This is a genomic window from Brevundimonas sp. AVps5, from assembly GCF_058681515.1.
In genome coordinates this window covers 3,221,654-3,246,524 of the sequence record NZ_CM178740.1, presented here as the reverse complement: position 1 = coordinate 3,246,524, position 24,871 = coordinate 3,221,654, and the positions used below count along the sequence as shown (strand labels likewise).

23 protein-coding genes are annotated in these 24,871 nt (G+C 67.3%); 18 read left to right on the top strand and 5 right to left on the bottom strand.

What is annotated here, in order from left to right; translation table 11 throughout:
* Window positions 1-73 precede the first annotated feature (73 nt).
* The 6 genes from ACW18A_RS16410 (at window position 74) to ACW18A_RS16385 (ending at window position 7,328) form a co-directional block, all read left to right on the top strand.
* Window positions 74-946, top strand: a complete 873-nt coding sequence (locus tag ACW18A_RS16410; RefSeq protein ID WP_492022773.1) for a Cif family virulence factor — start codon at window positions 74-76, stop codon at window positions 944-946.
* Window positions 947-965: 19 nt separating this feature from the next.
* Window positions 966-2,267: an ATP-dependent protease ATPase subunit HslU gene (gene hslU / locus ACW18A_RS16405; protein ID WP_492022772.1), complete on the top strand. Its 1,302-nt coding sequence runs from the start codon at window positions 966-968 to the stop codon at window positions 2,265-2,267.
* Between the two features lie 224 nt (window positions 2,268-2,491).
* Window positions 2,492-3,649, top strand: coding sequence for a dual-specificity RNA methyltransferase RlmN (rlmN, locus tag ACW18A_RS16400; RefSeq protein WP_492022771.1), 1,158 nt, complete (start codon window positions 2,492-2,494; stop codon window positions 3,647-3,649).
* 196 nt (window positions 3,650-3,845) lie between these two features.
* On the top strand, window positions 3,846-4,631 hold the full coding sequence (locus tag ACW18A_RS16395; protein WP_492022770.1) for a DUF3313 family protein: 786 nt from the start codon (window positions 3,846-3,848) through the stop codon (window positions 4,629-4,631).
* A 244-nt stretch (window positions 4,632-4,875) separates the two neighbouring features.
* Window positions 4,876-6,267: an adenosylhomocysteinase gene (gene ahcY, locus ACW18A_RS16390; RefSeq protein ID WP_492022769.1), complete on the top strand. Its 1,392-nt coding sequence runs from the start codon at window positions 4,876-4,878 to the stop codon at window positions 6,265-6,267.
* A gap of 104 nt (window positions 6,268-6,371) precedes the next feature.
* Window positions 6,372-7,328, top strand: a complete 957-nt coding sequence (locus ACW18A_RS16385) for a bifunctional helix-turn-helix transcriptional regulator/GNAT family N-acetyltransferase (protein WP_492022768.1) — start codon at window positions 6,372-6,374, stop codon at window positions 7,326-7,328.
* A 52-nt stretch (window positions 7,329-7,380) separates the two neighbouring features.
* Here ACW18A_RS16385 and ACW18A_RS16380 read toward each other — a convergent pair whose 3' ends face one another.
* Window positions 7,381-8,505, bottom strand: a complete 1,125-nt coding sequence (locus tag ACW18A_RS16380; protein ID WP_492022767.1) for a hypothetical protein — start codon at window positions 8,503-8,505, stop codon at window positions 7,381-7,383.
* 140 nt (window positions 8,506-8,645) lie between these two features.
* Between ACW18A_RS16380 and ACW18A_RS16375 the strand changes: the two genes are divergently transcribed.
* From ACW18A_RS16375 to ACW18A_RS16350, 6 genes are all read left to right on the top strand, one after another.
* The gene (locus tag ACW18A_RS16375) at window positions 8,646-8,849 is read left to right on the top strand and encodes a twin transmembrane helix small protein (RefSeq protein ID WP_492022766.1); all 204 of its coding nucleotides are present in this window, start codon (window positions 8,646-8,648) and stop codon (window positions 8,847-8,849) included.
* A gap of 1 nt (window position 8,850) precedes the next feature.
* Window positions 8,851-9,423, top strand: a complete 573-nt coding sequence (locus ACW18A_RS16370) for a cob(I)yrinic acid a,c-diamide adenosyltransferase (RefSeq protein WP_492022765.1) — start codon at window positions 8,851-8,853, stop codon at window positions 9,421-9,423.
* A gap of 220 nt (window positions 9,424-9,643) precedes the next feature.
* A complete protein-coding gene (locus ACW18A_RS16365; protein ID WP_492022764.1) occupies window positions 9,644-11,146 on the top strand; it encodes a CoA-acylating methylmalonate-semialdehyde dehydrogenase in 1,503 nt (500 codons plus the stop codon).
* Between the two features lie 194 nt (window positions 11,147-11,340).
* Window positions 11,341-13,278 carry a methyl-accepting chemotaxis protein gene (locus ACW18A_RS16360; RefSeq protein WP_492022763.1) on the top strand — a complete coding sequence of 646 codons (1,938 nt, stop codon included), beginning with the start codon at window positions 11,341-11,343 and terminating at the stop codon, window positions 13,276-13,278.
* Window positions 13,279-13,280: 2 nt separating this feature from the next.
* Window positions 13,281-13,757 (top strand): chemotaxis protein CheW, encoded by a 477-nt coding sequence (locus tag ACW18A_RS16355; RefSeq protein WP_492022762.1) that lies wholly within the window; start codon window positions 13,281-13,283, stop codon window positions 13,755-13,757.
* Between the two features lie 139 nt (window positions 13,758-13,896).
* Window positions 13,897-14,781, top strand: a complete 885-nt coding sequence (locus tag ACW18A_RS16350) for a hypothetical protein (RefSeq protein ID WP_492022761.1) — start codon at window positions 13,897-13,899, stop codon at window positions 14,779-14,781.
* A gap of 1 nt (window position 14,782) precedes the next feature.
* Here the strand turns inward: ACW18A_RS16350 and ACW18A_RS16345 are convergent, their stop codons facing one another.
* The 4 genes from ACW18A_RS16345 to secA are packed head-to-tail and all read right to left on the bottom strand — an operon-like array spanning window position 14,783 to window position 19,415.
* Entirely contained in the window at window positions 14,783-15,949 is a 1,167-nt protein-coding gene (locus ACW18A_RS16345) for an aminotransferase class V-fold PLP-dependent enzyme (RefSeq protein WP_492022760.1), read from the bottom strand.
* Between the two features lie 2 nt (window positions 15,950-15,951).
* Entirely contained in the window at window positions 15,952-16,236 is a 285-nt protein-coding gene (locus tag ACW18A_RS16340; protein ID WP_492024416.1) for a type II toxin-antitoxin system RelE/ParE family toxin, read from the bottom strand.
* Window positions 16,237-16,238: 2 nt separating this feature from the next.
* Entirely contained in the window at window positions 16,239-16,520 is a 282-nt protein-coding gene (locus tag ACW18A_RS16335) for a hypothetical protein (RefSeq protein WP_492022759.1), read from the bottom strand.
* Between the two features lie 39 nt (window positions 16,521-16,559).
* Window positions 16,560-19,415, bottom strand: coding sequence for a preprotein translocase subunit SecA (secA, locus tag ACW18A_RS16330; RefSeq protein WP_492022758.1), 2,856 nt, complete (start codon window positions 19,413-19,415; stop codon window positions 16,560-16,562).
* A 231-nt stretch (window positions 19,416-19,646) separates the two neighbouring features.
* On the opposite strand from secA, the gene ACW18A_RS16325 reads away from it, so the two are divergent.
* From ACW18A_RS16325 to ACW18A_RS16300, 6 genes are all read left to right on the top strand, one after another.
* Window positions 19,647-20,633 (top strand): peptidyl-prolyl cis-trans isomerase, encoded by a 987-nt coding sequence (locus tag ACW18A_RS16325; RefSeq protein ID WP_492022757.1) that lies wholly within the window; start codon window positions 19,647-19,649, stop codon window positions 20,631-20,633.
* Window positions 20,630-22,027 (top strand): bifunctional glutamate N-acetyltransferase/amino-acid acetyltransferase ArgJ, encoded by a 1,398-nt coding sequence (argJ, locus tag ACW18A_RS16320; RefSeq protein ID WP_492022756.1) that lies wholly within the window; start codon window positions 20,630-20,632, stop codon window positions 22,025-22,027. The genes ACW18A_RS16325 and argJ overlap by 4 nt, the downstream gene beginning before the upstream one ends.
* A gap of 45 nt (window positions 22,028-22,072) precedes the next feature.
* The gene (locus tag ACW18A_RS16315; protein ID WP_492022755.1) at window positions 22,073-22,264 is read left to right on the top strand and encodes a hypothetical protein; all 192 of its coding nucleotides are present in this window, start codon (window positions 22,073-22,075) and stop codon (window positions 22,262-22,264) included.
* A complete protein-coding gene (locus ACW18A_RS16310) occupies window positions 22,236-22,514 on the top strand; it encodes a hypothetical protein (protein ID WP_492022754.1) in 279 nt (92 codons plus the stop codon). Before ACW18A_RS16315 ends, ACW18A_RS16310 begins: the two co-directional genes overlap by 29 nt.
* 64 nt (window positions 22,515-22,578) lie before the next feature.
* Entirely contained in the window at window positions 22,579-23,916 is a 1,338-nt protein-coding gene (locus tag ACW18A_RS16305) for a metal-dependent hydrolase family protein (protein WP_492022753.1), read from the top strand.
* On the top strand, window positions 23,900-24,838 hold the full coding sequence (locus ACW18A_RS16300) for an aspartyl protease family protein (protein WP_492022752.1): 939 nt from the start codon (window positions 23,900-23,902) through the stop codon (window positions 24,836-24,838). The genes ACW18A_RS16305 and ACW18A_RS16300 overlap by 17 nt, the downstream gene beginning before the upstream one ends.
* Window positions 24,839-24,871: the final 33 nt, after the last annotated feature.

The window sequence follows — 24,871 nt, the reverse complement described above, 5'->3', positions numbered from 1 at the left end:
GAACCTGTCGTTCTGTCGGCGATTTAACGGGACATCCGGTCCGTTCCCGGCATGACTGACGGCTGGAGTCCCCATGCCCCGTCTGATCCTTCTTGCCGCCCTGTTGCTGACCATCGCCCGTCCGGCGTGGGCCCAGCCCGCCGAGGCCTCGCACATGGTGGCGGCCGAGCGCGCCTTCGCGGCCGATGGCCTGACCATGGGCGTCGACGGGTCGTTCCTGAAATGGTCGGCCGACGATGCGATCATGATCGCGGGCGGGGCCCCGCGACTGGCCCATGAGATTCTCGATCCCGCCGCCGTCTTCGATCCGACCGCGCCGTCGCTGGTCTGGTGGCCGAACTGGGCGGGAGTCTCGAAGTCCGGCGACCTCGGCTTCACCACCGGCGGGGTCGAGGTCGGGGGCGCACGCACCGGCCACTACTTCACCATCTGGAAGCGCCAGGCCGACGGCTCATGGAAATGGGTCTATGACGGCGGGGTCGGAGCCAGCGCGGCCGATGTGCCCGGCCCGAAGACAGAGCCGCTTCTCCTGCCGACCTCCATTCTGGAATCGTCCAGCCCGGACGCCGCAATGTCGGAGGTGCGCACCGTCGAGGCCGTGCTGGCCGCCTCCGCCCTGCGCGATCAGAAACAGGCGCACCTGTCCCTGCTGGCACCCGACGCCCGTCTCTATGTCGCCCCACTGCCGCCAGCCATTGGAGCCGCCGCCTTCCCCGCCACGCTCGACGCCTGGCCGCGCCGGTTCGAGTTCAGCGCCCCGTTCGGCGGCGGATCCTCGGCCGCCGGCGACCTTGTCTGGACCTATGGTCGCGCCCTGTGGACCCGCGACGAGACGCCGCGCGCCGGCCACTACGTCCACCTGTGGCAGAAGCGATCGATGGGCTGGGTGCTGGTCTTCGCCCAGATCATCGACGATCCGCCGCCTCCCCCTCCCGCCGCAGGCTGAGAGCGACTATCTGCGGATCATGACCGATCTGTCTCCCCGCGAAATCGTCTCCGAACTCGATCGCTTCATCGTCGGCCAGGACGACGCCAAGCGCGCCGTCGCCGTCGCCCTGCGGAATCGCTGGCGCAGGAAGCGTGTGCCCGACGACCTGCGCGACGAGGTCACACCCAAGAACATCCTGATGATCGGCCCCACGGGCGTCGGCAAGACCGAGATCGCCCGGCGTCTGGCGCGCCTGGCCGGCTCTCCATTCCTGAAGGTCGAGGCGACCAAGTTCACCGAGGTCGGCTACGTCGGCCGCGACGTCGACCAGATCATGCGCGACCTGGTCGAGGCGGCCCTGGTCATGGTGCGGGATACACGCCGCACCGGCGTCCGCGCCAAGGCCGAGGCCGCCGCCGAGGAGCGGATCCTCGACGCCCTGGTCGGACCGGGCGCCCAGCCCGCGACACGCGACAGCTTCCGCAAGAAGCTGCGCGCCGGCGAGATGGACGACAAGGAGATCGAGATCCAGCTTGCCGACACCTCGTCCCCGATCCAGGGACTGGACGTCGGCGGCGGCGGAAACGTCGGCCTGCTCAATCTCAGCGACATGCTGGGCAAGCTCGGCGGCGGACGCACCCGGTCGGTGCGCACCACGGTCAGGGATGCCGTCGCGCCGCTGGTGGCGGAGGAGAGCGACAAGCTGCTGGATCAGGACAGCCTGAACCGCGAGGCGCTGCTGCTGGCCGAGAACGAGGGCATCGTCTTCATCGACGAGATCGACAAGGTCGCCGGCCGACAAGACCGCGGCGGTGCCGACGTTTCGCGCGAGGGGGTGCAACGGGACCTGCTGCCCCTGATCGAGGGCACGACCGTCTCGACCAAATACGGGCCGGTGAAGTCGGACCACGTCCTGTTCATCGCCTCGGGCGCCTTCCATGTCGCCAAGCCCTCGGATCTGCTGCCCGAACTTCAGGGCCGCCTGCCGATCCGGGTCGAGCTGAAGGCCCTGACGCGCGATGACTTCGTGCGCATCCTGACCGAGCCCGAGGCCAATCTGATCCGCCAGAACCAGGCCCTGCTGGCGACCGAGAACGTGACGCTGGCCTTCACGCCGGACGCGGTCGAGGCCATGGCTGACGCTGCGGTCGCCGCGAACGGCGCGGTCGAGAACATCGGCGCCCGCAGGCTGGTGACGGTGATCGAGCGGGTGCTGGAGGAAACCTCGTTCAAGGCGTCCGACCTGTCGGGCCAGACCCTGATCTTCGACGGCGACGCCGTGCGGGAGAAGGTCGGCGACCTGTCGAGGAACGCGGACCTGAGCCGGTTCATCCTGTGATGTATTTTCCCTCTCCCGGCGGGAGAGGGCTTGAGGCTCGCAGAGCGTCAGCGATGCGTCTTCAGCCGAAAGGGTGAGGGGTCTTGCCCTCTCCGATTAGCCACTGAACCCCTCACCCTTTCGCGCCAGAACGACGGCTTCGCCGCCGTGCGCTCAAGCCCTCTCCCGCCGGGAGAGGGTTTTGTGATATAAGGCGTTCTCCCCGTCACTCAGGATCATCGCCCGTGAGCGTTACGCTCGACCTGTCGCGCACCTCTGCCCCGGCCAAACCGGCCCCCGTCAACCTCAGCGGTCTGACGCGCGCGGGTCTGCGCCAGGCGCTGATCGACGCCGGCATCTGTCCGCCCGAGAAGGCGAAGATGCGCGCGTCCCAGGTGTGGAGCTGGATCCACCACTATGGCGTCACCGACTTCGCGGCGATGACCAACATCGCCCGCAGCGCCCAGGAGGCCATGGCCGCCGCCTTCACCCTCGCCCGGCCCGAGATCGTCGAGCGCCAGGTTTCGGCGGACGGCACCCGCAAATGGCTGATCCGGACCGCGCCCGGCATCGAGATCGAGACCGTCTACATCCCGGATGTGGGTCGCGCCGGGGCCCTGTGCGTCTCGTCCCAGGTCGGCTGCACGCTCAACTGCACCTTCTGCCACACGGGCACCCAGAAGCTGGTCCGCAACCTGACCGCCGCCGAGATCGTGGCCCAGGTCCAGGTCGCCCGCGACGACCTGAGCGAATGGCCGTCGCCCAAGGAAGACCGCCGCCTGTCGAACATCGTCTTCATGGGCATGGGCGAGCCGCTCTATAATCTCGACCACGTCTCCGACGCGATCGACATCATCTCCGACAACGAGGGCATCGCCCTGTCGCGCCGCCGGATCACGGTCTCGACCTCGGGCGTCGTGCCCCAGCTCGACGCCCTGGGCACCCGGACCCAGGCCATGCTGGCGATCAGCCTGCACGCCACCAACGACCCCCTGCGCGACGTCCTCGTGCCGCTGAACAAGAAATACAATCTCGAAGCTCTGATGGACGGTATCCGCGCCTATCCGGGCATCTCCAACGCCCGCCGCGTCACCTTCGAATATGTGATGCTGAAGGGGATCAACGACAGCCCCGACGAGGCCCGCGCCCTGTTGAAGCTGATCGAGGGCATCCCGGCCAAGGTGAACCTCATCCCGTTCAACCCCTGGCCCGGCACGGACTATGAGTGTTCGGACTGGAAGACGATCGAACGGTTCGCCGCCATCCTGAACAAGGCCGGCTACGCCTCGCCCATCCGCACCCCGCGCGGCCGCGACATCCTCGCCGCCTGCGGCCAGCTGAAGTCCGAGAGCGAGAAGGTCAGGGCGTCGACGCTCAGGAAGGCCGAGCAGGCGGCGGCCTAGACTGCAATCGCGGCCGAGATCGAACGAAGGTCAACGGCAATCTCCGGGGCGCGCCGACGGCCAGGTCCGCGAACAAGGCAGGCCGTCTCGGTGAAGTGGGCAGACCGCGCCTTCGAAGCCGAAAACTGTGACACCATGGCGATGATCCTTTCGGCCCCTGTGGTGTTAAGGCGCTTCCTCCCTCTGGACCCTGACTATGACCCATCTCCTTCTCCGGGCCGCCCCCGTTCTGCTCGCCAGCGCGCTCGCTCTGGCCGCCTGCCAGACGGCCCCCGCAGCAAACGCAGGGTTCCTGCAGACCTATGACGGGCTTCAGACCAAGGAGGGCACGCTGCGGGTCTCCGTCCGCGACCGTCGCGACGACGCGGCGGCCCAGGGCCTCGAGCGGGTCTTCATCGAGCCGTCCGTCCTGACCGCCGGCGCCGCCGAGGGTATCACCCCGGCCGACGTCGCCCTGGTGCTGGGCGAGGTCGATCGTCAGGTCTGCTACGAGATCAGCGAGCGGTTCACGGTCCTGCCGAGGCCCGCGCCCGATGCCGCGCGGGTCCGGACCGCCGTGACACGGATCGCGCCCACCGGGGCGGTCGGATCCGGTGCCTCGGCCGTCGCCAGTTTCTTCATTCCCGGTCCCATCGGCGTGCGTCCGCCGGGCACCACGGGGACGCTGGCCGCCGAGGCTGAACTGGTCATCGAGGGCGGAACCCAGGTCGCGGCCCTGGCCTGGGCGCGGTCGGCCAATGTCGTGGGCATGGACACCCCGTCCCTGTCGCGCGTCGGCGACGCCCTGCAGTTCGCGGAACTGTTCGGCGATCAGGTCGGCGACAGTTTCGCGCCGAAGGACCGCGAGGTCCGCGCCATCGCCACGCCCGACCCCTGCGGACGCTTCGGCCCGCGCGAGCAGCCCGGCGGCTTCCTCACCCGGGCCGTGACCGGCCTCTATGTGCCCGAGACCCAGGGCGTGCGCTCGCAGACGCCGCAGTAGGCCGAATCATTCCTCCCCCGTTGGGGGAGGTGGCGCGGCGCGCCTTCGCGACGTGACGGAGGGGGCCGACCTCAGGCGCCGGCGTCTGGAGTCGGCCCCCTCCACCACTTCGTGGTCCCCCTCCCCCGATGGGGGAGGATTGAGGCATCATATAAAGACATCCTTATATGATTCTTGCCCAATGTCCTTTCGCGGGCTATAGGCGCGCGCAATCTTCGAACCCTGACGCGCTCAAGGAGCCCTCATGACCGACTATATCGTCCGCGACATCTCGCTTGCCCCGTTCGGCAACAAGGAAATCGCCATCGCCGAAACGGAAATGCCGGGCCTGATGGCGCTGCGCGAGGAGTTCGGTCCGTCGCAGATCCTCAAGGGCGCCCGCATCGCCGGCTCGCTGCACATGACGATCCAGACCGCCGTGTTGATCCAGACGCTGGAAGCACTCGGCGCCGACGTCCGCTGGGCCTCGTGCAACATCTTCTCGACCCAGGACCACGCCGCGGCCGCCATCGCCGCCGCCGGCACTCCGGTCTTCGCCACCAAGGGCGAGACCCTGGAAGAATACTGGGACTACGCCCACAAGATCTTCGAATGGGCCGACGGCGGCTATCCGAACCTGATCCTCGACGACGGCGGCGACGCCACCCTGCTGTGCGTGCTCGGCCCGAAGGCCGAGAAGGACCTGTCCCTGCTGGCCAACCCGCAGAACGAGGAAGAAGAAGCCCTCTACAAGGTGATGAAGCGCTACATCGCCGAGAAGCCCGGCTTCTACTCGGCTATCCGCGACGCCATCGGCGGCGTGTCGGAAGAGACCACCACGGGCGTCCACCGCCTGTATGAAATGGCCAAGAAGGGCGACCTGCCCTTCCCCGCCATCAACGTCAACGACAGCGTCACCAAGTCCAAGTTCGACAACCTGTACGGCTGCCGGGAATCGCTGGTCGACGCGATCCGTCGCGGCACCGACGTCATGCTGTCGGGCAAGGTCGCCGTGGTCTGCGGCTACGGCGACGTGGGCAAGGGCTCGGCCGCCTCGCTGCGCCAGGGCGGCGCCCGCGTGAAGGTCACCGAAGTCGATCCGATCTGCGCCCTGCAGGCGGCGATGGAAGGCTATGAGGTCGTCACCGTCGAGGACGTGGCCCACGAGGCCGACATCTTCGTCACCGCAACGGGCAACCTCGACGTCCTGACCGTCGACCACATGCGGGCGATGAAGAACAACGCCATCGTCTGCAACATCGGTCACTTCGACTCGGAGATCCAGGTCGCCGGCCTGAAGAACTTCAAGTGGGACGAGATCAAGCCGCAGGTCCACCACGTCGAGTTCCCGGACGGCAAGAAGATCATCCTTCTGTCCGAAGGCCGTCTGGTGAACCTGGGCAACGCCACGGGTCACCCCTCGTTCGTGATGTCGGCGTCGTTCACCAACCAGACGCTGGCCCAGATCGAACTCTGGACCAACATCAAGGCCTACGAGAACCAGGTCTACACCCTGCCCAAACACCTCGACGAGAAGGTCGCCATGCTGCACCTGGCCAAGCTGGGCGCCAAGCTGACCGTGCTCAACAAGGAACAGGCCGCCTACATCGGCGTGCCCACCGAAGGCCCGTTCAAGCCGGAAGCTTACCGCTACTGAGGACACCGGCCCTCGCCGCACGATGCGGCGAGGGCCCCGTCCCGGGGTTGACACCCTTTTTTATGCCTTATTATATACCTCGATATGTAATTCGGGGAACGACCATGGATATCCTCAGGGCGCGGCCTCATCTCTTTCTGGGCAGCCGCCTCAAGCGCCTCGGCGAACGGATGCAGGCGGACGTCATGGTGGTGATCGAGCGAGCCGGCCTGCCTGTGCAGCCCGGCCAGTATCCGATTCTGGCGGCGCTTGACGCCCACGGGCCCCTCTCCGTCGGCGCGCTCGTGGAGGCGACCGGCGTCAGCCAGCCCGGCGTCACGCGGGCCGTCGCCAAACTGGTTGAAGCGGGCCTTGTCGAGAATGGCCCCGCCGCCACAGACCGCCGCCGCCGGACTCTCCAGCTTTCTTCGACCGGCATCAACGTCGTCGCTCGCTCCCGGACCGAAGTCTGGCCGGCCGTCGAAGCGAGCGTCAGGGCCCTGTGCGCGAGCCTGGACGGCCCGCTTCTGGCCCAGCTGGACGCCGTTGAGCGTTCACTCGACGTCCAGCCGCTGCACCGACACACCGCAGCGTCCGGATCGGTTCCGGGGGTCGAGATCCTTCCCTTCACGTCCGACAGGGCAAAGGATTTTCACGACATCAACCTCCAGTGGATCGAGGCGATGTTCGCGCTCGAAGCGACGGATCGGGACGTGCTGGAGAACCCGGAAGCCCGCATCATCTCGCATGGGGGTGACATCCTGTTCGCCGGGGTCCCGGGACTCGGCGTCGTGGGAACCTGCGCGCTGCAGAAGACGGGGGACGGTCAGTTCGAACTGACCAAGATGGGCGTTCTGGAAACCGCTCGCGGGCTCAAGGTGGGCGAAGCCTTGCTGCAGGCGGTACTGGACCGGGCTCGCGGACTGAACGCACGGGTCCTGTATCTGCTGACCAGCCGACGATGTGAGGCCGCGATCCATCTGTATGAAAAGCTCGGCTTCCGGCATGACCGGGACGTCATGGAGCGGTTCGGCGCGCGCTATGACCGCTGTGATGTCGCCATGCGCCACCGGGACTTCTGATCGGGCGCGACGACAGCGTCCGATGCGTGGATGACCCACGCCCGGAGTCGGGTCAGGCCGCCAGCGCCAGCGCGTCCGGTCGTTCGCGGCCGGACAGGCTGGTTTCGAAGTCGGCGAGCAGGTCCAGCAGTTCCTCCGCGTCCGGCGTCGACTTGTCCCCGGTCATCCGGTAGCGCCAGAAGCTGATGATGTGCTGGATCGCGCCCAGTCGCTCGCCCAGCCGCGCGAACAGGATCGGCGCGTCGCGAAGGAAGTCGCGGAAGGCGGTCGGATTGCCCTCCCTGGTCAGGCCCCGGAAGGCGTCGTCATAGACCCGCAGCATGTCGGCGGTGGCCTCGCAGGTCAGCCGGATGCGGCGGAGCACCTGTTCCCTGGCCCGATCGATGGCGATGTGCTGGTCCTTGTCAGCCCGGCCCCGCGGCCTGACACGCCGAACGCTGTCGACGACCCAGCCGATGTCGCCCGTGATCGCCTGCAGCGCCCATTTGTAATAGAGGAACCCCTTCCAGCAGAAGATTCCCTCGTCATACTCCTCGGGTTTCAGCATCAGGGTCTGGCCGAGCGCGCTCATGTCCTCGCCGGCCGAGGTCGACATGATCTTGGCCGTCAGGCGGGCAACCGGATTGTCGCCTGCCTGGGCCGTGCCCGACCCCATGCTGAGATCGACCAGCGGCGCGATCTCGTTCGACACGAACTCCGCCATCCGCAGCAGGTCCGCTTCGGAGACGTTGAAATAGCAGGGGTCCGGCGCATGGCCGTTGCGGCGCAGCTGCTCACGCAACAGGAAGGGGTCCACGCTCGGAAGCTCGTCGATCAGGGACAGGATCCTGCGGTCGGGATGCTGGGGCCCGACGCCCAGAGACTGCTCCAGCGCCGCGTCGAACCCGACCTGGTTCACGAAAACATATCGTCCTCCGACCCGCAGGTCGGCCCCGTCGATCGGCAGGATGATCTTGGTCGCCACATAGCGACGCACCCGGAACTCGTCGGCCTCGTTACGCCGCAGCCGGTGCTTGATGATCAGACAGCGGTTCAGGGTCGGATGTTCGAACATGGGCGCGCTTCGCCAGCCTTCGCTGCGACCGTGCTCGTGACTGACACGCAGCAGGTTGAGCACCCGTGCGGTCGACGCGGAGGTCCGCAGATTATCGAGATTGCGGACGGCACGGTCGGTCATTCGAACTCCTGACCCCGGTGCCATGACACGGCAAAGGTTAGGATCGCGCGGAGGGGCAGGGTTAGCCGAACCTGAAGGGTGCCAAGTCGCCACAGGGGCGGTCGCTGGCGCCCGCCCTTCGAGAGGCCTAGATTGGGCCCATGAACGTTTTCGACATCCTCGTCCTGATCGCCATCGGTGGGGTCGCCATCACCCTCGGCTTCGGCATCTATTCGCTGTATCGCGGCGGCGACTACGCCCGCACGAACTCCAACAAGCTGATGCGGCTGCGGGTGATGCTGCAGGCCACCGCCATCGTACTTCTGATGGCCGGCCTGTGGTGGAAAACCACTTACGGGGCCTGAGATGGTCGTCCTCAACAGGATCTACACCCGCACCGGCGACGGCGGCGACACGGGGCTGGCGTCGGGCGTCCGGGTGTCCAAGTCCGATCCCCGCGTGGAAGCCTATGGCACGGTCGACGAACTGAACGCCGTCATCGGCGTCGCCCGCCTGCACTCGGGCCAGAACGACCGGATCGACGCCATGCTGGGCCGGATCCAGAACGAGCTGTTCGACCTCGGTGCCGATCTGGCCACCCCCCTCGATCCGCCGCCCAAATGGGAGGCCCTGCGTATGGTCCAGTCCCAGATCGACAGGCTGGAAGCCGAAATCGACTGGATGAACGAGAGCCTGAAGTCGCTCGACAGTTTCATCCTGCCGGGCGGCTCGCCCCTGTCGGCGCATCTGCATCTGGCCCGCACGGTCGCCCGCCGCGCCGAACGCGACGCGATCCGTCTGGTCGAGACCGGCACCCCGGTGACGTCCGAGGCCGTCCGCTATCTGAACCGCCTCTCCGACCACCTGTTCGTCGCGGCCCGCCGGGCCAACGCCAATGGCGCAGGCGACGTGAAATGGGTTCCGGGCGGGACCAGATGATCCTCTTCCTTCTCCCGGTGGGAGAAGGTGGCCGCGAAGCGGACGGATGAGGGTTCGGCCTCACCGGTAAGGCGCAACCCTCACCCTTTCGCGTTTCCAATCGCTTCGCTCCTGGACGCTCAAGCCCTCTCCCACCGGGAGAGGGAAGGATTGGGTTTCTCGCCCGACCGCGCTAAACCGCCCGCAAACAAGAACAGTCTGTTTTCAGGGAACCGCCGCCATGCGCGACATCAACCACTTCATCGACGGCGCGTCCTTCACCGGTGCCTCGGGCCGGTTCGCCGATGTGTTCAACCCGAACACCGGTGAGGTTCAGGCCCGCGTCCAGCTGGCCTCGGTCGCGGAGATGGATCGCGCGGTCCAGTCCGCCCAGGCCGCCTTCGAAGGCTGGTCCTCGACCAACCCCCAGCGCCGCGCCCGGGTGATGTTCGAGTTCAAGCGTCTGGTCGAGGCCAATATGCAGGATCTGGCCGAGATGCTGTCGTCCGAGCACGGCAAGGTCGTCGCCGACTCGAAGGGTGACATCCAGCGGGGCCTCGAGGTCATCGAGTTCGCCTGCGGCATCCCCCATGCGCTGAAGGGCGAATACACCCATGGCGCAGGTCCCGGCATCGACGTCTATTCGATGCGCCAGCCGCTCGGCGTCGTCTCGGGCATCACCCCGTTCAACTTCCCGGCCATGATCCCGATGTGGATGTTCGGTGTGGCCATCGCGGTCGGCAACACCTTCATCCTCAAGCCCAGTGAGCGCGATCCGTCGGTGCCGGTCCGTCTGGCCGAGCTGATGATGGAGGCGGGCGCTCCTGCCGGCGTGCTGAACGTCGTCCACGGCGACAAGGCGGCGGTCGACGCCATCCTGGAGCACCCGCTGGTCCATGCCGTCAGCTTCGTCGGCTCGTCCGACATCGCCCACTATGTCTATCAGGTCGGGGCCGCCAACCATAAGCGGGTCCAGGCGATGGGCGGGGCCAAGAACCACGGTATTGTCCTGCCCGACGCCGACATGGACCAGGTGATCAAGGACCTGTCCGGCGCCGCCTATGGCTCGGCCGGCGAACGCTGCATGGCCCTGCCGGTCGTCGTCCCGGTCGGCAAGAAGACCGCCGACGAACTGCGCGAGCGGATGGTGGCCGAGATCCCGACCATGCGGGTCGGTGTCTCGACCGACGCCGGCGCCCACTACGGCCCGGTCGTCACGGCCCAGCACAAGGCCCGGGTCGAGGGCTGGATCGAACAGGGCGTCAAGGACGGGGCCGAACTGGTCGTCGACGGCCGCGGCTTCAGCCTGCAGGGCCACGAGCGCGGCTATTTCATCGGCCCGTCGCTGTTCGACCACGTCACGCCCGGGATGGAGTCCTACAAGGAGGAGATCTTCGGCCCCGTGCTGCAGATCGTCCGCGCCGCCAGCTTCGAGGAAGCCCTGTCGCTGCCCTCGAAGCACCAGTACGGCAACGGGGTCGCCATCTTCACCCAGAACGGCCGCGCGGCCCGCGACTTCGCCGCCCGGGTCAATGTCGGCATGGTCGGGATCAACGTCCCGATCCCGGTGCCGGTCGCCTATCACACCTTCGGCGGCTGGAAGCGTTCGGCCTTCGGCGACACCAACCAGCACGGCATGGAGGGCGTGAAGTTCTGGACCAAGGTCAAGACCATCACCGCCCGCTGGCCGGACAGCGATCTGGAACACGCGGACTCGTCGTTCGTCATTCCGACGATGGCCTGACGCGAAATCAGTCAGGGGCCGCGCGGCAGTTCGCTGCGGAGGAACGCTGTGCGGTAAGGGAAAATACCTATCCGCCAGCAAACGATGTTTTATCATGTCTAGCCCGAAGCTGGATGTGATCGCGACGGCAATCAGGCAGGCGCGTGAACCTGGGGGGCCTCGACGGGCGGCCACCAGCCACGGGAGACCGCTGCATGAGAGCTTCCGACCTCAGGATCGGCCACAAGGTGGTCGGCGTCATCTTGCTCACGATTCTGATCAGTTCCGGGATCAGCGGTTTTGTTCTGACGCGCCTTCTGGCGACGGACTCGGCCTATTCCAGCCTGCTGGCCAATCAGGTCCGTGCCCGGCTCGTCGCCAACCAGTTGAATGCAGCACAGCAGGAAATCGGGCGGCTGAACTACAAGATTGTCGCCTCGACCGATGCGGCTACCGTCGCCGAAGAATTCGCCAAGCTTCAACAGGTCACCGCCCACCTCGACGGCACCATTCTTCCGGAACTGGAAGCCCTGCTGGATGAAAGCCACGCAGCGGATCTGACGGCGGCCCAGGAGGCCGAGCGCGAGATCGTCGCGGTCGCCCCCCTGGTCCGGGACGCTGCGGCACGGGGCGACGATGCGACCGCCTTCGCCCTGGCCGACGGGCGGTTTGCGCTGGCTCGCCAGAAACTGGCGGAGGTGGCGACGAAGCTGATCGAGGATACGGCCGCCGAAATGGAAGCCGCGGAGATTGCCGCCCATGACAGCGAGAAAGCCAGTGTGATGATGAGCGTGGTTGCCATCCTTCTGACCCTGATCGCCATGACGGCCATGGGCCTATGGATCGGCATCGGCCTGATTTCGCGGCCCCTGACCCGCCTGACGAGCCAGACGCAGACGCTGGCGGCCGGCGCCTTTGACACGGATGTCGGCGGTGCGGATCGGGGTGATGAAATCGGCGACATGGCCCGTACGGCCGTCGTCTTCCGCGAGAACGGCCTGGAGCGCGTTCGTCTGGAAGCCGCTTCCGCCGAATTCCAGCAGGAACTGGACCGAAAGCTCAAGGACATGGAGGCCGCCTTCCAGGCCGCCGGGATGGAGCAGCAGAAGGTCGTGGCCGGCATGGCCCATGAACTGAACCGCCTGGCCGACGGCGATCTGGGTGCCCGCCTGACTGAGCCGGTCACCGCCGAATACAAACAGCTCCAGGACGATTTCAACCGCGCGATCGGGCAGCTGGAACAGGCGATGGGCGCGATCTCGGGAGCCGTCGGGACCATCCGCGCCGGTTCGGAGGAGATCGCCTCGGCCTCGGACGATCTGTCCAGGCGCACGGAACAGCAGGCGGCGTCGCTGGAGGAGACGGCGGCGGCGCTCGAACAGATCACGGTGACCGTCAAACGTACCGCGTCGGGCTCGAAGGAGGCCGCCCAGGCCGTGGCCTCGGCACGGGGCGACGCCGAGACCTCGGGCGAGGTGGTCCAGCGCGCCATCGCCGCCATGGGCCAGATCCAGAAATCCTCGACCGAGATCAGCCAGATCATCGGGGTGATCGATGAGATCGCCTTCCAGACCAACCTCCTGGCCCTGAACGCCGGCGTCGAGGCGGCCCGCGCCGGCGACGCCGGCCGAGGCTTCGCCGTCGTCGCCTCCGAGGTCCGGGCCCTGGCCCAGCGCTCGGCGGAAGCGGCCAGGGAGATCAAGACCCTGATCTCGGCCTCGGGCCAGCAGGTCAGCCAGGGTGTGTCCCTGGTCGGCGAGACCGGCGACAGCCTGACCCGGATCGTGAACCAGGTCGCCGTCATCGACGGCCTGGTCTCGGAGATCAGCGCCTCGGCCCAGGAACAGGCGTCCAGCCTCAGCGAGGTCAATACCGCCGTCAACCACATGGACCAGATGGTCCAGCAGAACGCGGCCATGGTCGAGCAGTCGACCGCCGCCTCCCATTCGCTGAAGGGCGAGGCGGGCGAGCTGGGGGCCCTGGTGTCGCGCTTCAAGGTCGGCGCAATCTCCGGTGCCGATCCGGGCAACCCGGTCCACTCCGCCCAGGCCCGGATCGCGGCCTATGCCCGACCGGCGGCCAAGCCATCCCGCCCGGCGCCCCCCTCGGTCGGCAATGCGGCCCTCAAGGCCGACACCTGGGAGGAGTTCTGACCATGCAGGCGCTCGACGTGAGAACCGACCCTGACGCGGGTGGAACAGTGGAACTGATCTCGTTCGAGATCGGGGGCCAGGAATACTGTATCGACGTGCGGTCCGTGCGCGAGATCCGCGGCTGGACCCCGGTCACGCCGATGCCCCAGACGCCGGACTTTATCCTGGGGGTCATCAACCTGCGCGGCACGGTGATGCCGGTGCTGGACCTGCGCTGCCGGCTGGGTCTGGGCCGAACCGAACCCTCCAGCCGCCACGTCATCGTCGTCATCGAGGAGGGCGCACGCATCGCCGGCGTTCTGGTCGACGCGGTGCAGGAAACCTTCAAACTCGCCGCCAGCCTGCTGCAGGCCCCGCCCGCCATGGACTCCGACCCCAACAACCAGTTCGTCGACGCCATCATCCCGCTGGGGGAGCGTATGCTGAGCCGTCTGGTGGTCGACAGACTGCTGCCGTTGGAACCGGCCATCGCGGCGTAACCGGGGGCTCACCTCAAATCGGGCTTCCGGGGCCTTGCCCCTCCACCGCTTCGCGGATCAGGGAGGGATAGAGCAAGCGACGCAATTCGGTGTTAAGCCTTGGTCTCACCGAGATGCCGAAGCCGGAGCGCTCCCCCGCATGCGTCGCTTTCTGATCTGGTCCGCCCTGGCGGTGGTCATCGGCCTGGCCCTGGCCGGTGGAGGCTACTGGGCCTACTGGAATTTCTACGCCCGGTTCCAGCCCGTCACGATCACCCGCAACCAGGCGGACATCCAGCGCCTGCTGGACGAGGCCTCCTGGGTCACGGGCGGCGGCGGGGGCGAACCCCTCTACATCATCGGCTATCGCGACAGCGCCTCCACCCAGCGCTACGAGCGCGAGGAGACAGAGAAGCTGCGCGCCGGCGGCGTCGAGGCCCGCGTCATCGTCTATGCCCGCCCTGATCGCGAGGGACAGGTCCAGTCCACCCCGGCCGAGCGCGCCACCGTCGCCGAGCTGTGGCTGAGCCGCGACTGGAGTCTCTACCAGCGCTGGACCGCCACCCCGTCGCGCAACTGGACTGCGGCCGGTATTCCGGCGGCCGACGGCAACCTGGCCCGCTCGGCCGTGGTCGATGCCAGCCGCCAGTTCGTCACCCGGCTGAACGAGCTGCTGCGCGATGCCGGGGCCACGACCGGCTACCCCCTGGTGATCTGGCGCGACCGGGACGGGTTCATGAAGGCCTGCGCCTGCGCCGACAGCCGGTCCTGGGCCTTCATCCGGGATGATTTCAACGCGCCCGACGCCGTGGCCCCGGCCGTCGTGGCCGAACCCGGCCCGGCCATCCCGCCGACCCCGCCCGTCCCCGGCGACGGCACGCCCGAAGCCCTGCCCTATCCGACCCTGGGGCCGATCCCGCCCGCTGGTGAGGCGATCCCGCCTGTTGAGCCGGGAGCCGCGCCCTCGACCGCACAGCCGCGGCCGCCGACGACGCCGGCCGCGCCGCCTCAGCCGAGCCAGACGGAAGACACGACCTTCTTCTAGATCAGAACAGGCGTTTGCAGACGCCGATCAGACGTTCGACGTCCTCGTCGGTCTGATAGAGGCCGAAGCCGAAGCGGATCGTGTCGTCGCGCACGTCGGTGACGACACTGGCCTCCAGCAGATCGGCGCGCCAGCGCTGGGCGTCCCTGTGCTTCAGGGCGAGGAACCGGGCGCGGGGACGGTTGTCGCCCATGATCGGGTTCAGCACCTCGGCCTCGCCCAGGGCACCGCATTCGCCCGCCGCCAGCGCCTGCGCGAACCGCGCCTGCAGGCGGTCGGCGTGGGCCGAGACATCGGCCGTGGTCAGCCCCTGCTCCTCCAGCATCCGCTGCACGCCGTTGAAACGATACAAGGGCGTCGAATCGAAGGTCGCGCCCCAGAACCGCCCCGCGTCGCCCCGGTACTGAACGCCCTCGGGCGGCCCCATCAGATTGCCGAACTCGGCGAACCAGCCGGTGACCACCGGTCGTTCGCAGAAGCCGTCCGGCGCATGCAGGAAGCCCGCGCCCTCGCCGGTCATGGCATATTTGTAGCCGCCGCTGACGTAGAAGATCCTGTCCGCCACCGCCGACAGGTCCGTCGGCGTGGCCATGAAGCCGTGATAGCCGTCGACGATCACCCAGGGTCCAGCGGGTTTCGCCAGCGCCGCCAGATCGTCGATACAGCCGATCGCCTGGCCCGTCTTGAAGAAGACCTGGCTGACCACGATCACATCGTGCCCGCCGGCCCGGGCCGCCGCCGTGAAGCGGGCGTCGAAGGTCTCGAACGGCTCCAGCGGCACGCGCGCGACGACGGCGTCGCCGCTCTCTTCCCAGCGTTCGGCCTGGCGACGGAAGGCGTGGAACTCCCCGTCCGTGGTCAGAATGCGGACGGGCTTCGTCTCCCGGCCGGAGAAGATGCGGATCAGGAAGTCGTGGGTGTTGGGCGCGAAGACGATCGTCTCCGGGTCCGACAGACCCAGCTCTTTGGCGATGTGTTTCTGCGACTCCGGCACGACCTCGCCGAAGATCAGATCCCATTTCCGGTCGGCGAAATGGTTCGCCTCGACCCAGGCCCGCACCTGTCCGTCGAACGAGGCGTCCGGCCACAGATGATGGCTGTGCGCAGCGAAATGCAGCCGCTCCGGATCAAGGGCCAGGGCGCGGGAGAAGAGGTGTTTGTAGGTCATGATCAGATGAACATTTCCGGCTCGATCAACCGAGCCCCATGAATGATTCGGACGATCCGGACATGATCCGAGCGGAGCGAATAGAAGATGAGATGCGGACCATGGATCAACCGCCGAAGCGGCGCCGGCTGATTGATCACAACCTGAAACCGATGCGCATTGTCCTTGAGCGCGCGACAGGCTGCCCTCAGCTCAGCGACGCATGTTTTTGCCCGGCGCGGCTTGTCGCGGGCTATGTCCAAGGCGATCTCGACGAGGTCGCTTCGACTCTGTTCAGAGAACAGCACCTTCAAGCGTCGCGTTCCTGCTCCGATATCAGGGCGTTAAGCCTCGCTTCAAGCTCATCGAACACCTCGTCCATCGGTATGCCCGGACCATCCAATCCGTCCTCCAGCATCGCTCGGAGCTCATCGGACCCGATCTTGGGCATACGTTCGGCAATGCGCCATTCGGTCAAGGCGTGACGCACCACTTCGGCCGCGTCTGAGAAGTCCCCGGCTTCAACGGCCTCCCGGATGGTCACGGCCATCGCGTCGCTGATCTCGGCGGTAATGGTTTCGTGCTTGCCCATGGCGGTCCTCGCTGGCCAAAGACTACCACAGGGCCGGCGTCAGACCAGCGCCCCGTGGCAGTGTTTGAACTTGCGGCCCGAAAGACAGGGGCAGTCGGCGTTGCGGGGGGTGCGCTCCCAGCCGGCCGGCAGCAGTTCGACGGGCAGGCGCGACCGGGCGTCGCCGGTCATCTGGCCTTCAGGGTTCTGGGACGACGGGTCGGCCATCTGGTTGACGCCCGTGCCGGGGTTCAGGTGGATCTCCTGGAACTCGGGCATTTCCATCGGCGGCGGGGCCTCGAAGCGGAACTCCACCGTCATCAGCCAGCGTGTCACATTGTGACGCAGCTCGTGCAGCAGGGTCTCGAACAGCGAGAAGGCCTCGGTCTTGTACTCGTTCAGCGGGTCGCGCTGGCCGTAGCCGCGCAGGCCGATGACGCCGCGCAGGTGGTCCAGATGCACCAGGTGCTCGCGCCACTGCATGTCGATCATCTGCATCAGGAACTGCTTTTCCAGCCCCCGGGTCTGGGTCTCACCCAGCTGGGCCAGGCGATCGGCGGTGCGCGTTTCGGCGGCCGCCTGGATACGCTCCTCGACCTCCTCGTTCGACACGCCTTCCTCGGCCGCCCAGTCGTGCAGCGGCAGTTCAAGACCGAGAGTCGACTTCACCTTCTCGTCGAGGCCGTCGATGTCCCATTGTTCGGCATAGGCCTTGGGCGGCATGAAGCGGTCGACGAGGTCGATGACCACGTCGCGGCGGAACTCGCCCACCAGTTCCGACAGGTCCTCGGAGTCCATGAACTCCTGGCGCTGTTCGAACACAGCCTTGCGCTGATCGTTCACGACGTCGTCGTATTTCAGCAGGTTCTTGCGGATGTCGTAGTTGCGGGTCTCGACGCGCTTCTGTGCGGTTTCGACGGCGCGGTTCAGCCACGGGTGCGAGATGGCCTCGCCCTCGGCTACGCCGAAGCTGCGCATGATCGCGTCCAGACGGTCGCCGGCAAAGATGCGCAGCAGGTCGTCCTCGCAGGACAGGTAGAATTTCGACGTGCCGGGGTCGCCCTGACGACCGGTCCGGCCGCGCAGCTGGTTGTCGATGCGGCGGCTTTCGTGGCGCTCGGTGCCGAGGACGAACAGGCCGCCGGCGTCCAGGGCGATCTTTTTCTGGACGGCGATGTCGGCCTTCAGCCGGGCCTCTTCGACGGCCAGCATCTCGGGTGTCACCTCGATGGCGAGGTTGCGCTGGTCCAGCCGGTATTTCTCGACCCGCATGTCCAGGTTGCCGCCGAGCTGGATGTCGGTGCCGCGACCGGCCATGTTGGTAGCGATGGTCACCGCGCCCGGCAGGCCGGCGTCGGCCACGATGAAGGCCTCCTGCTCGTGCTGGCGCGCGTTCAGGACATTGTGCGGGATGCCCTTGAATTTCGTCTCGTATTTGATGTCGTAGGCGGCATCGCCGAGCTTGGCGGCCTCCTTGTCCTTGCCCTCGAAGGCCTTCTTCAGGGTTCGCGACACCTCGACCTTGTGCTCATAGGTGTCGAGCAGGGCCGACAACTGTTCGGACTTTTCGATCGAGACGGTACCCACCAGGATCGGCTGGCCGCGCTCGCGGCAGTCTGCGATCTGTTTGGCGATGGCGAGGTTCTTCTCGGCGTAGGTCCGGTAGACCTCGTCGTCATAGTCGATGCGCAGGACGGGACGGTTGGTCGGCACCTCCAGGACGTCCATCTTGTAGATGTCGAGGAATTCCTGGGCCTCGGTCGCGGCCGTGCCGGTCATGCCGGACAGCTTCTCGTAGAGGCGGAAATAGTTCTGGATCGTCACCGAGGCCAGGGTCTGGTTCTCGGGCATGATCTTGACGTCCTCCTTGGCCTCGATGGCCTGATGGAGGCCTTCGGACAGGCGGCGTCCGGTCATCATGCGGCCGGTGAACTCATCGATCAGGACGATCTCGCCGCCCTTGATGATGTAGTCCTTGTCCTTCTGGTACAGGGTGTTGGCGCGCAGGGCCTGGTTGACGTGGTGCACCAGGCTGATGTTGGCCGCATCGTAGAGGCCCGTCGTGTCCTCGGCGAAATGACCGCCGGCCTCCAGCAGTTGTTCGACCTGTTCGGAGCCCTCTTCGGTGAGCAGGGCCTGTCGCTGCTTCTCGTCGAGGTCGAACGTCGAGGTGTCCTTGATCAGTTCTTTGATCAGGGCGTCGCAGATCTTGTAGAGATCCGACCGGTCCTCGGTCGGGCCCGAGATGATCAGGGGCGTGCGCGCCTCGTCGATCAGGATGGAGTCGACCTCGTCGACGATGGCGAAGTTGTGCGGACGCTGCACCATCTCCTTGCGGTCATAGACCAGGTTGTCGCGCAGATAGTCGAAGCCGAACTCGTTATTGGTGCCGTAGGTGATGTCGGCGGCGTAGGACGCCTGGCGCTGGCCCGAGGACAGGCCGTTGACGATGACGCCCACTTCAAGGCCCAGAAAGCGATAGACCCGACCCATCCACTCGGCATCGCGGCGGGCCAGATAGTCATTGACGGTGATGACGTGGACGCCCTTGCCCTCAAGCGCGTTCAGATACACCGGTGCCACGGCGACCAGGGTCTTGCCTTCGCCCGTGCGCATCTCGGCGATGCCGCCGTCGTGCAGGATCATACCACCGGTCAGCTGCACGTCGTACTGGCGCTGTCCCAGGACCCGCTTGGAGGCCTCACGCGCGACGGCGAAGGCCTCGTTCAGGAGCTTGTCGAGCGTTTCGCCGGCGGCGACCCGATCCTTGAAGGTCTGCGTCATCATCCGCAGTTCGTCGTCCGACAGGGCGGCGAACCTGGGCTCCAGATCGTTGATCTTCTGGACCCGGCTCATGAAGTCCTTGACCTTGCGGTCGTTGGAGGAGCCGAAGAGTTTCTTGGCAAAGCCGAGCATGGGCGATCCGGTGGCGGTCGAGCGGTCTAGAGCTCTGGAATTGCCCGTAGGGGGCGGCGGTGAGACGCCGCGAGAGAGGCTGCCGGGCGAGGCGGCGAAACACGCCGCGCATACGATCGAAAACCCCTCGACTTGGGCGCAGGCGGGACTTAAGCACCGACCCTACCCCTGTCAACGCGAGGGGCTTTGCAGCCCGGCGTTTGGACCCCTTCGAACGGGACGGAGCGTCCGATGCGACATTCACGCAACCCTTTGGTTTTCCTCAGCCTCGCTCTGGCCCTCGCCGTGGCCGCCTGCGGGCGCGGCGGGGGCGACGATCGCGCGCCCGAACCGGGCGACCGGGCGGTGGCCGAGGTGCAGGATCAGACGATCTGGGCCTCCGACGTCAAACGCGAGGCGGTGGCCCAGGGTCTGGTCGGCGAGGGCGAACCGCTGGATGTGACGAGCGACCTGTTCCGCCGCGTGCTGGACGAGGTCATTGACCAGAAACTCCTCGCCGCCGAGGCCGAGCGCCGGGGCCTGGACAATTCTCCTCTTGCCGAGCGGCGGCTCCAGGCGACGCGCGAGCGCATCCTCGGCGACATGCTGGTCGAGAACGAGGTCAACAGCCGGATCAACGACCAGGCCGTCCAGACTCTCTATCAGGAGCAGCTGCGCCTCGCCCGGACCTCGGAAGAGATCCGCGTCCGGCTGATCCTGTCCCGGACAAAGCCCGAGGCCGACGCCGTCATCGGCATCCTGGGTCAGGGTGCCAGCTTCGAGGCCGTGGCCCAGGAACGCTCCATCGACGAGGCGACCCGGTTCTCCGGTGGCGACCTCGGCTATTCCACCGCCGACGTCATGCCCCAGGCCTATGCCAATGCACTGCGCGATGCCGCCGCGGGCTCGACCGTCGGTCCGTTCCAGACCGAAGGCGGCTGGGCCGTGCTGCGGATCGAGGATCGCCGTCGTGAGAGCCCGCCGACGCTCGATCAGGCCCGACCCCAGATCGTCCGCTACCTGACCTATGAAGGCGTGCGTCAGCTGCTCGAAGAGCTGCGCGGCAAGGCCCGGGTCGATGTGCTCCTGGCCGCCGAAAGCGGCGCGCCCCAGGAACCGGCCTCAGCCGCTGTTCCGGCGCCCGGCCCGACCCCGACGGCTCCGGCAACGGTCGCTCCGGCTCCCGCCACAGCTCCCGTCGTGGCCCCGGAACCCGAAGCGAAAGACGCCGACCGGTGAGCGAAACGAAGAAACCCGGCTCGACCGGAAAGGCCATCGAACACGCCATCGAGAAGGCCTTCGATCCCCTGACCTCCGCCATCAAGCGTGCGACCCAGCCCCAGACCCCGACCCCCGCTCCGGCCGCACCCGGCAAGCCCGGCCTCAAGATCTCGCCCCTGGCCGTGCCCTTCCCGGCCATTCCGCCCGTCGGCGGGGTCGAGATCACCACCGCACGCGCCGGCTTCTACAAGCACGAGCGCGACGACCTCACCGTCTTCCGCTTCGCCCGGGGCACGACCTGCGCCGGCGTTTTCACCCGCCACAAGGTCGGCTCGGCCCCCGTGGACTGGTGCCGTCGCCATCTGGACTCGCCCGGCGGAGGGCTCGACGTCAGGGCCCTGGTGGTCAACGCCGGCTGCGCCAATGCCTTCACCGGCAAGGCCGGGGCCGACGCCGCCCGCCGCACGGCCTCGGAGGTCGCCAAACGCTTCGGCTGTCGCCAGCGCGACGTGATGCTGGCCTCCACCGGCGTGATCGGCGTCCTGCTCGACGACAAGAAAATCGCAGCCCGCCTGCCGGAGATCGAGACGAAGCTCGATTCCGACCTCCCGCCGACGGAACAGTGGGCCGCCGCCGGTCGCGGCATCATGACCACGGACACCTTCCCCAAGGGGTCCTACGCCGAGGCGACGATCGACGGCTTCAAGGTCCGGATCGCCGGGATCGCCAAGGGTTCGGGCATGATCGCGCCGGACATGGCGACCATGCTGGGCTTCATCGTCACGGATGCCAGCATCCACCCGACCGTGCTGCGCGCCCTGCTGGGCCTGCACGTCCGCACGACGTTCAACTCGGTCACCGTCGACGGCGACACCTCAACCAACGACACCTGCCTGCTGTTCGCCACGGGCGCGAGCGGAGCGCCGCGTATCGGCCGGGTCGGGGACCGCCGCCTGAAGGATTTCTCCGCCGCCCTGGACAAGGTCATGCTCGACCTCGCCCACCAGCTGGTCCGCGACGGCGAGGGCGCGACCAAATTCGTCCGCATCACCGTGGACGGCGCCTCCAGCGCTGCCTCGGCCCGCAAACTGGCCAAGTCGATCGCCGACAGCCCCCTGGTCAAGACCGCCATCGCCGGGGAGGACGCCAACTGGGGCCGGGTCGTTATGGCCGTCGGCAAGACCGAGGAGCCGGTCGACCGCGACCACCTCGCCATCCGCTTCGGCCCGCACGTCGCCGCCGTCGACGGCGCGGTCTCGCCGACCTACGACGAGGCGAAGATGAGCGCCTATATGAAGAATGCCGAGATCGACATCACCGTCGACGTCGGCTCGGGCCGCGCCTCGGCCACCGTCTGGACCTGCGACCTGACCAAGGGCTACATCGAGATCAACGGCGACTACCGGAGCTGACGGCCGCGCGAGATGGTCAAGTCACCGCACGGGTTGGCCAGGCAGATGGCCGCTCGCGGCTGGACGCTTGGGCAGATCGAAGAGGCCTGTGATCGCGGCGAACGGTGCCCGGCCGTCAATCACGAGACAGGACAGGCCGCGACGCGCTATATTCATCCTGAGACGGGTCGATCAGTCGTGATCGAGGATGTCTCTGGAGACGTGATCCATGTCGGCGGCGACGGCTTCATCTACTGAGCGCGCGACCGTCCTCGTCCGCATGCTGGACGAAGGCACTGACGTGTGGCGGCCAGTCATGGCCGAACGTCTCGGCGAGACAACCTACAGGCTGGCGAAGGATCCGGTTCCTGACGACGAAGCCTGGATTTTCCATCCCGGCGATACCGTCGTTGTGGAACAACACCAGCATGACGGGAGTTTGGTCGCGGTGGCCTTGGCGACGCAGCTTGACGAACCCTCCTGGGCGCTGCGTCGCAAGGTCGGCTGACGTCTCGACCATTCCCCTTATCGTTCTGCCGTGCCTAAACTCCCGCAAAACGGGGAGTGAGTTCATGAAGGCTGTAATCGCGGGGGCCATCGTCGCCCTTCTGACCGGGACGTTCGCTGCGGCCCAGGACGGGACCATCGCTCCCGCCGCCGGCACCGTCACCCTGGTCCAGGCGGGTCATCTGCTGGATCGGCCCGGACAGGCGCCGCGCGGCGCCTCCACCGTGGTGATCCGCGACGGCAAGGTCGAGGCGGTGCGCGACGGCTTCGTCGGCGTCGAGGCCTTCCCCGGCGCCACCGTCGTCGACCTTCGCGACCGGTTCGTCCTGCCCGGCCTGATCGACAGCCATGTCCACCTGACGAGCGACCGCGCCGGTCAGGCGGGTCTGCTCGCCGATTTCACCGACAGCCTGCCGGCCCGCGCCTATGAGGCCGCCGGCAACGCCCGCGAGACCCTGATGGCGGGCTTCACCACGGTCCGGAACCTGGGCGATGGCGACGGCGTAACCCTGGCCCTGCGCGACGCCACGGCCCGGCACGAGATCGCGGGCCCGCGCATCATCGACGCCGCCACCTCGATCTCGACCACCTCGGGCCATATGGACCCGCGTCTGGGCCTGTCCGATGACGTCCGCCACGACATCGGCGCGCCCGAGAACGTCTGCAACGGCGTGGAGAGCTGCCGCGAGGCGGTCCGCATCCAGGTCGGGCGCGGGGCCGACGTCATCAAGATCGCCACCACCGCCGGGGTCAACAGCCGTATCGGGGCCGGTCTGGGGGCCCAGATGTTCGAGGACGAGGCCCGGGCCCTGATCGAGACCGCCCATCTGTACGGCAAGAAGGTCGCCGTCCACGCCCACGGGGCCGACGGCATCGACATGGCCCTGCGTCTGGGCGCGGATTCCATCGAGCACGGCACGATCCTGAGCGAGGACACCATCCCGCTGTTCCTGCGTTCGGGGGCCTATTACGTGCCGACCCTGTCGACGGTGAACGGCTATCGCGCCCGCCTCGCCGCCGATCCCAACGCCTATCCGCCCTCGGTCCTGCCCAAGATCCTGTGGCGCATCTCGATCACCGGCCAGTCGCTGCAGGCCGCCTACCCCGCCGGCGTCCGCATCGCCTTCGGCACCGACGCCGGCGTGTCCCTGCACGGCCGCAACGCCGACGAGTTCGAGCTGATGGTCCAGTACGGCATGACCCCGATGGCCGCGATCCAGGCCGCCACCGTCAACGCCGCCGACCTGCTGGGTCTGGCCACCGAGGTCGGATCGCTGGAGCCCGGCAAGCGCGCCGACCTGATCGCGGTCGAGGGGGATCCGCTGACGGACGTGACCGTGCTGAAATCGGTCGGCTTCGTCATGCGCGACGGGCGGATCTATCGCCATGACGAGGGCCTTTAGAGACCGCGCGACGCTCCCCCGCCGCGCCGTCATCGCCGCGGCTTCCGCCCTCCTCCTGCCCGGGTTCGACCGGTCGCAGAACGGTCCGACCGTGGACAGCGCCGAGCGGTTGCGCGGCGGGCGGTTGTCGATCCCCGTCTTTATCGATGGCCAGGGTCCGTTCGACTTCGCCGTCGACAGCGCGGCCAATGCTTCCGTGATCGCCGACGACCTTTCGACGCGACTCGCCCTGCCATCGGCCGGACCGGTCGGCATGCACACCCTGATCGCGCGCGAGATCGTCGAGACGGTCCGCGCGCGCAACGTCCGGTCGGGAGACCTGAACGCCGGGACTGTCCGGTTCGCCCTCGCGCCCCGAGCAGGCCTCATCGGCGCCGACGGCCTGATCGGGCGCGACCTGCTGGCGGAGCACCGGCTGTTGCTGAACTTTCGGGGCGTGGCCCTGGCCGCGATCAGCCGCTCACGCCGCGTGGGCGACAGCATCCTTGACCCACGACGACCGACCGCCCGTTTCCAGACCCCGGCCGAGGAGCGGCTTCAGGGTCTCCTGATGATCGACGCCCGCTCCCGCACGGCCCAGGCCAAGGCCATCATCGACACCGGCGCCGAGGTCACCATCATCAACACGGCCTTCGCCCGCGCGGCGCGCGCCTCGCCGATCGTTCTCGACGACGGTTCGACCAGCCGGACGCTCTCCTCTCCAACGGGGCTGAGCGTTGAGGCCCGCCCGATGCAGCTGCGCAACCTGCATTTCGCAGGCATCGGCCTTCAGTATGTCCCAGTCCTCGTCGGTGACTTCCATACCTTCGACCTCTGGGGCCTGACCGACCGCCCGGCGGCGCTGCTGGGCACCGACATCCTTGGCCTGTTCGAGACGGTGATCATCGATCTCAAACGCGGCGAGCTGATTCTGGAGATCTGACGGGCTTGCGTCCGCGCTCGACGTGAGTCACCA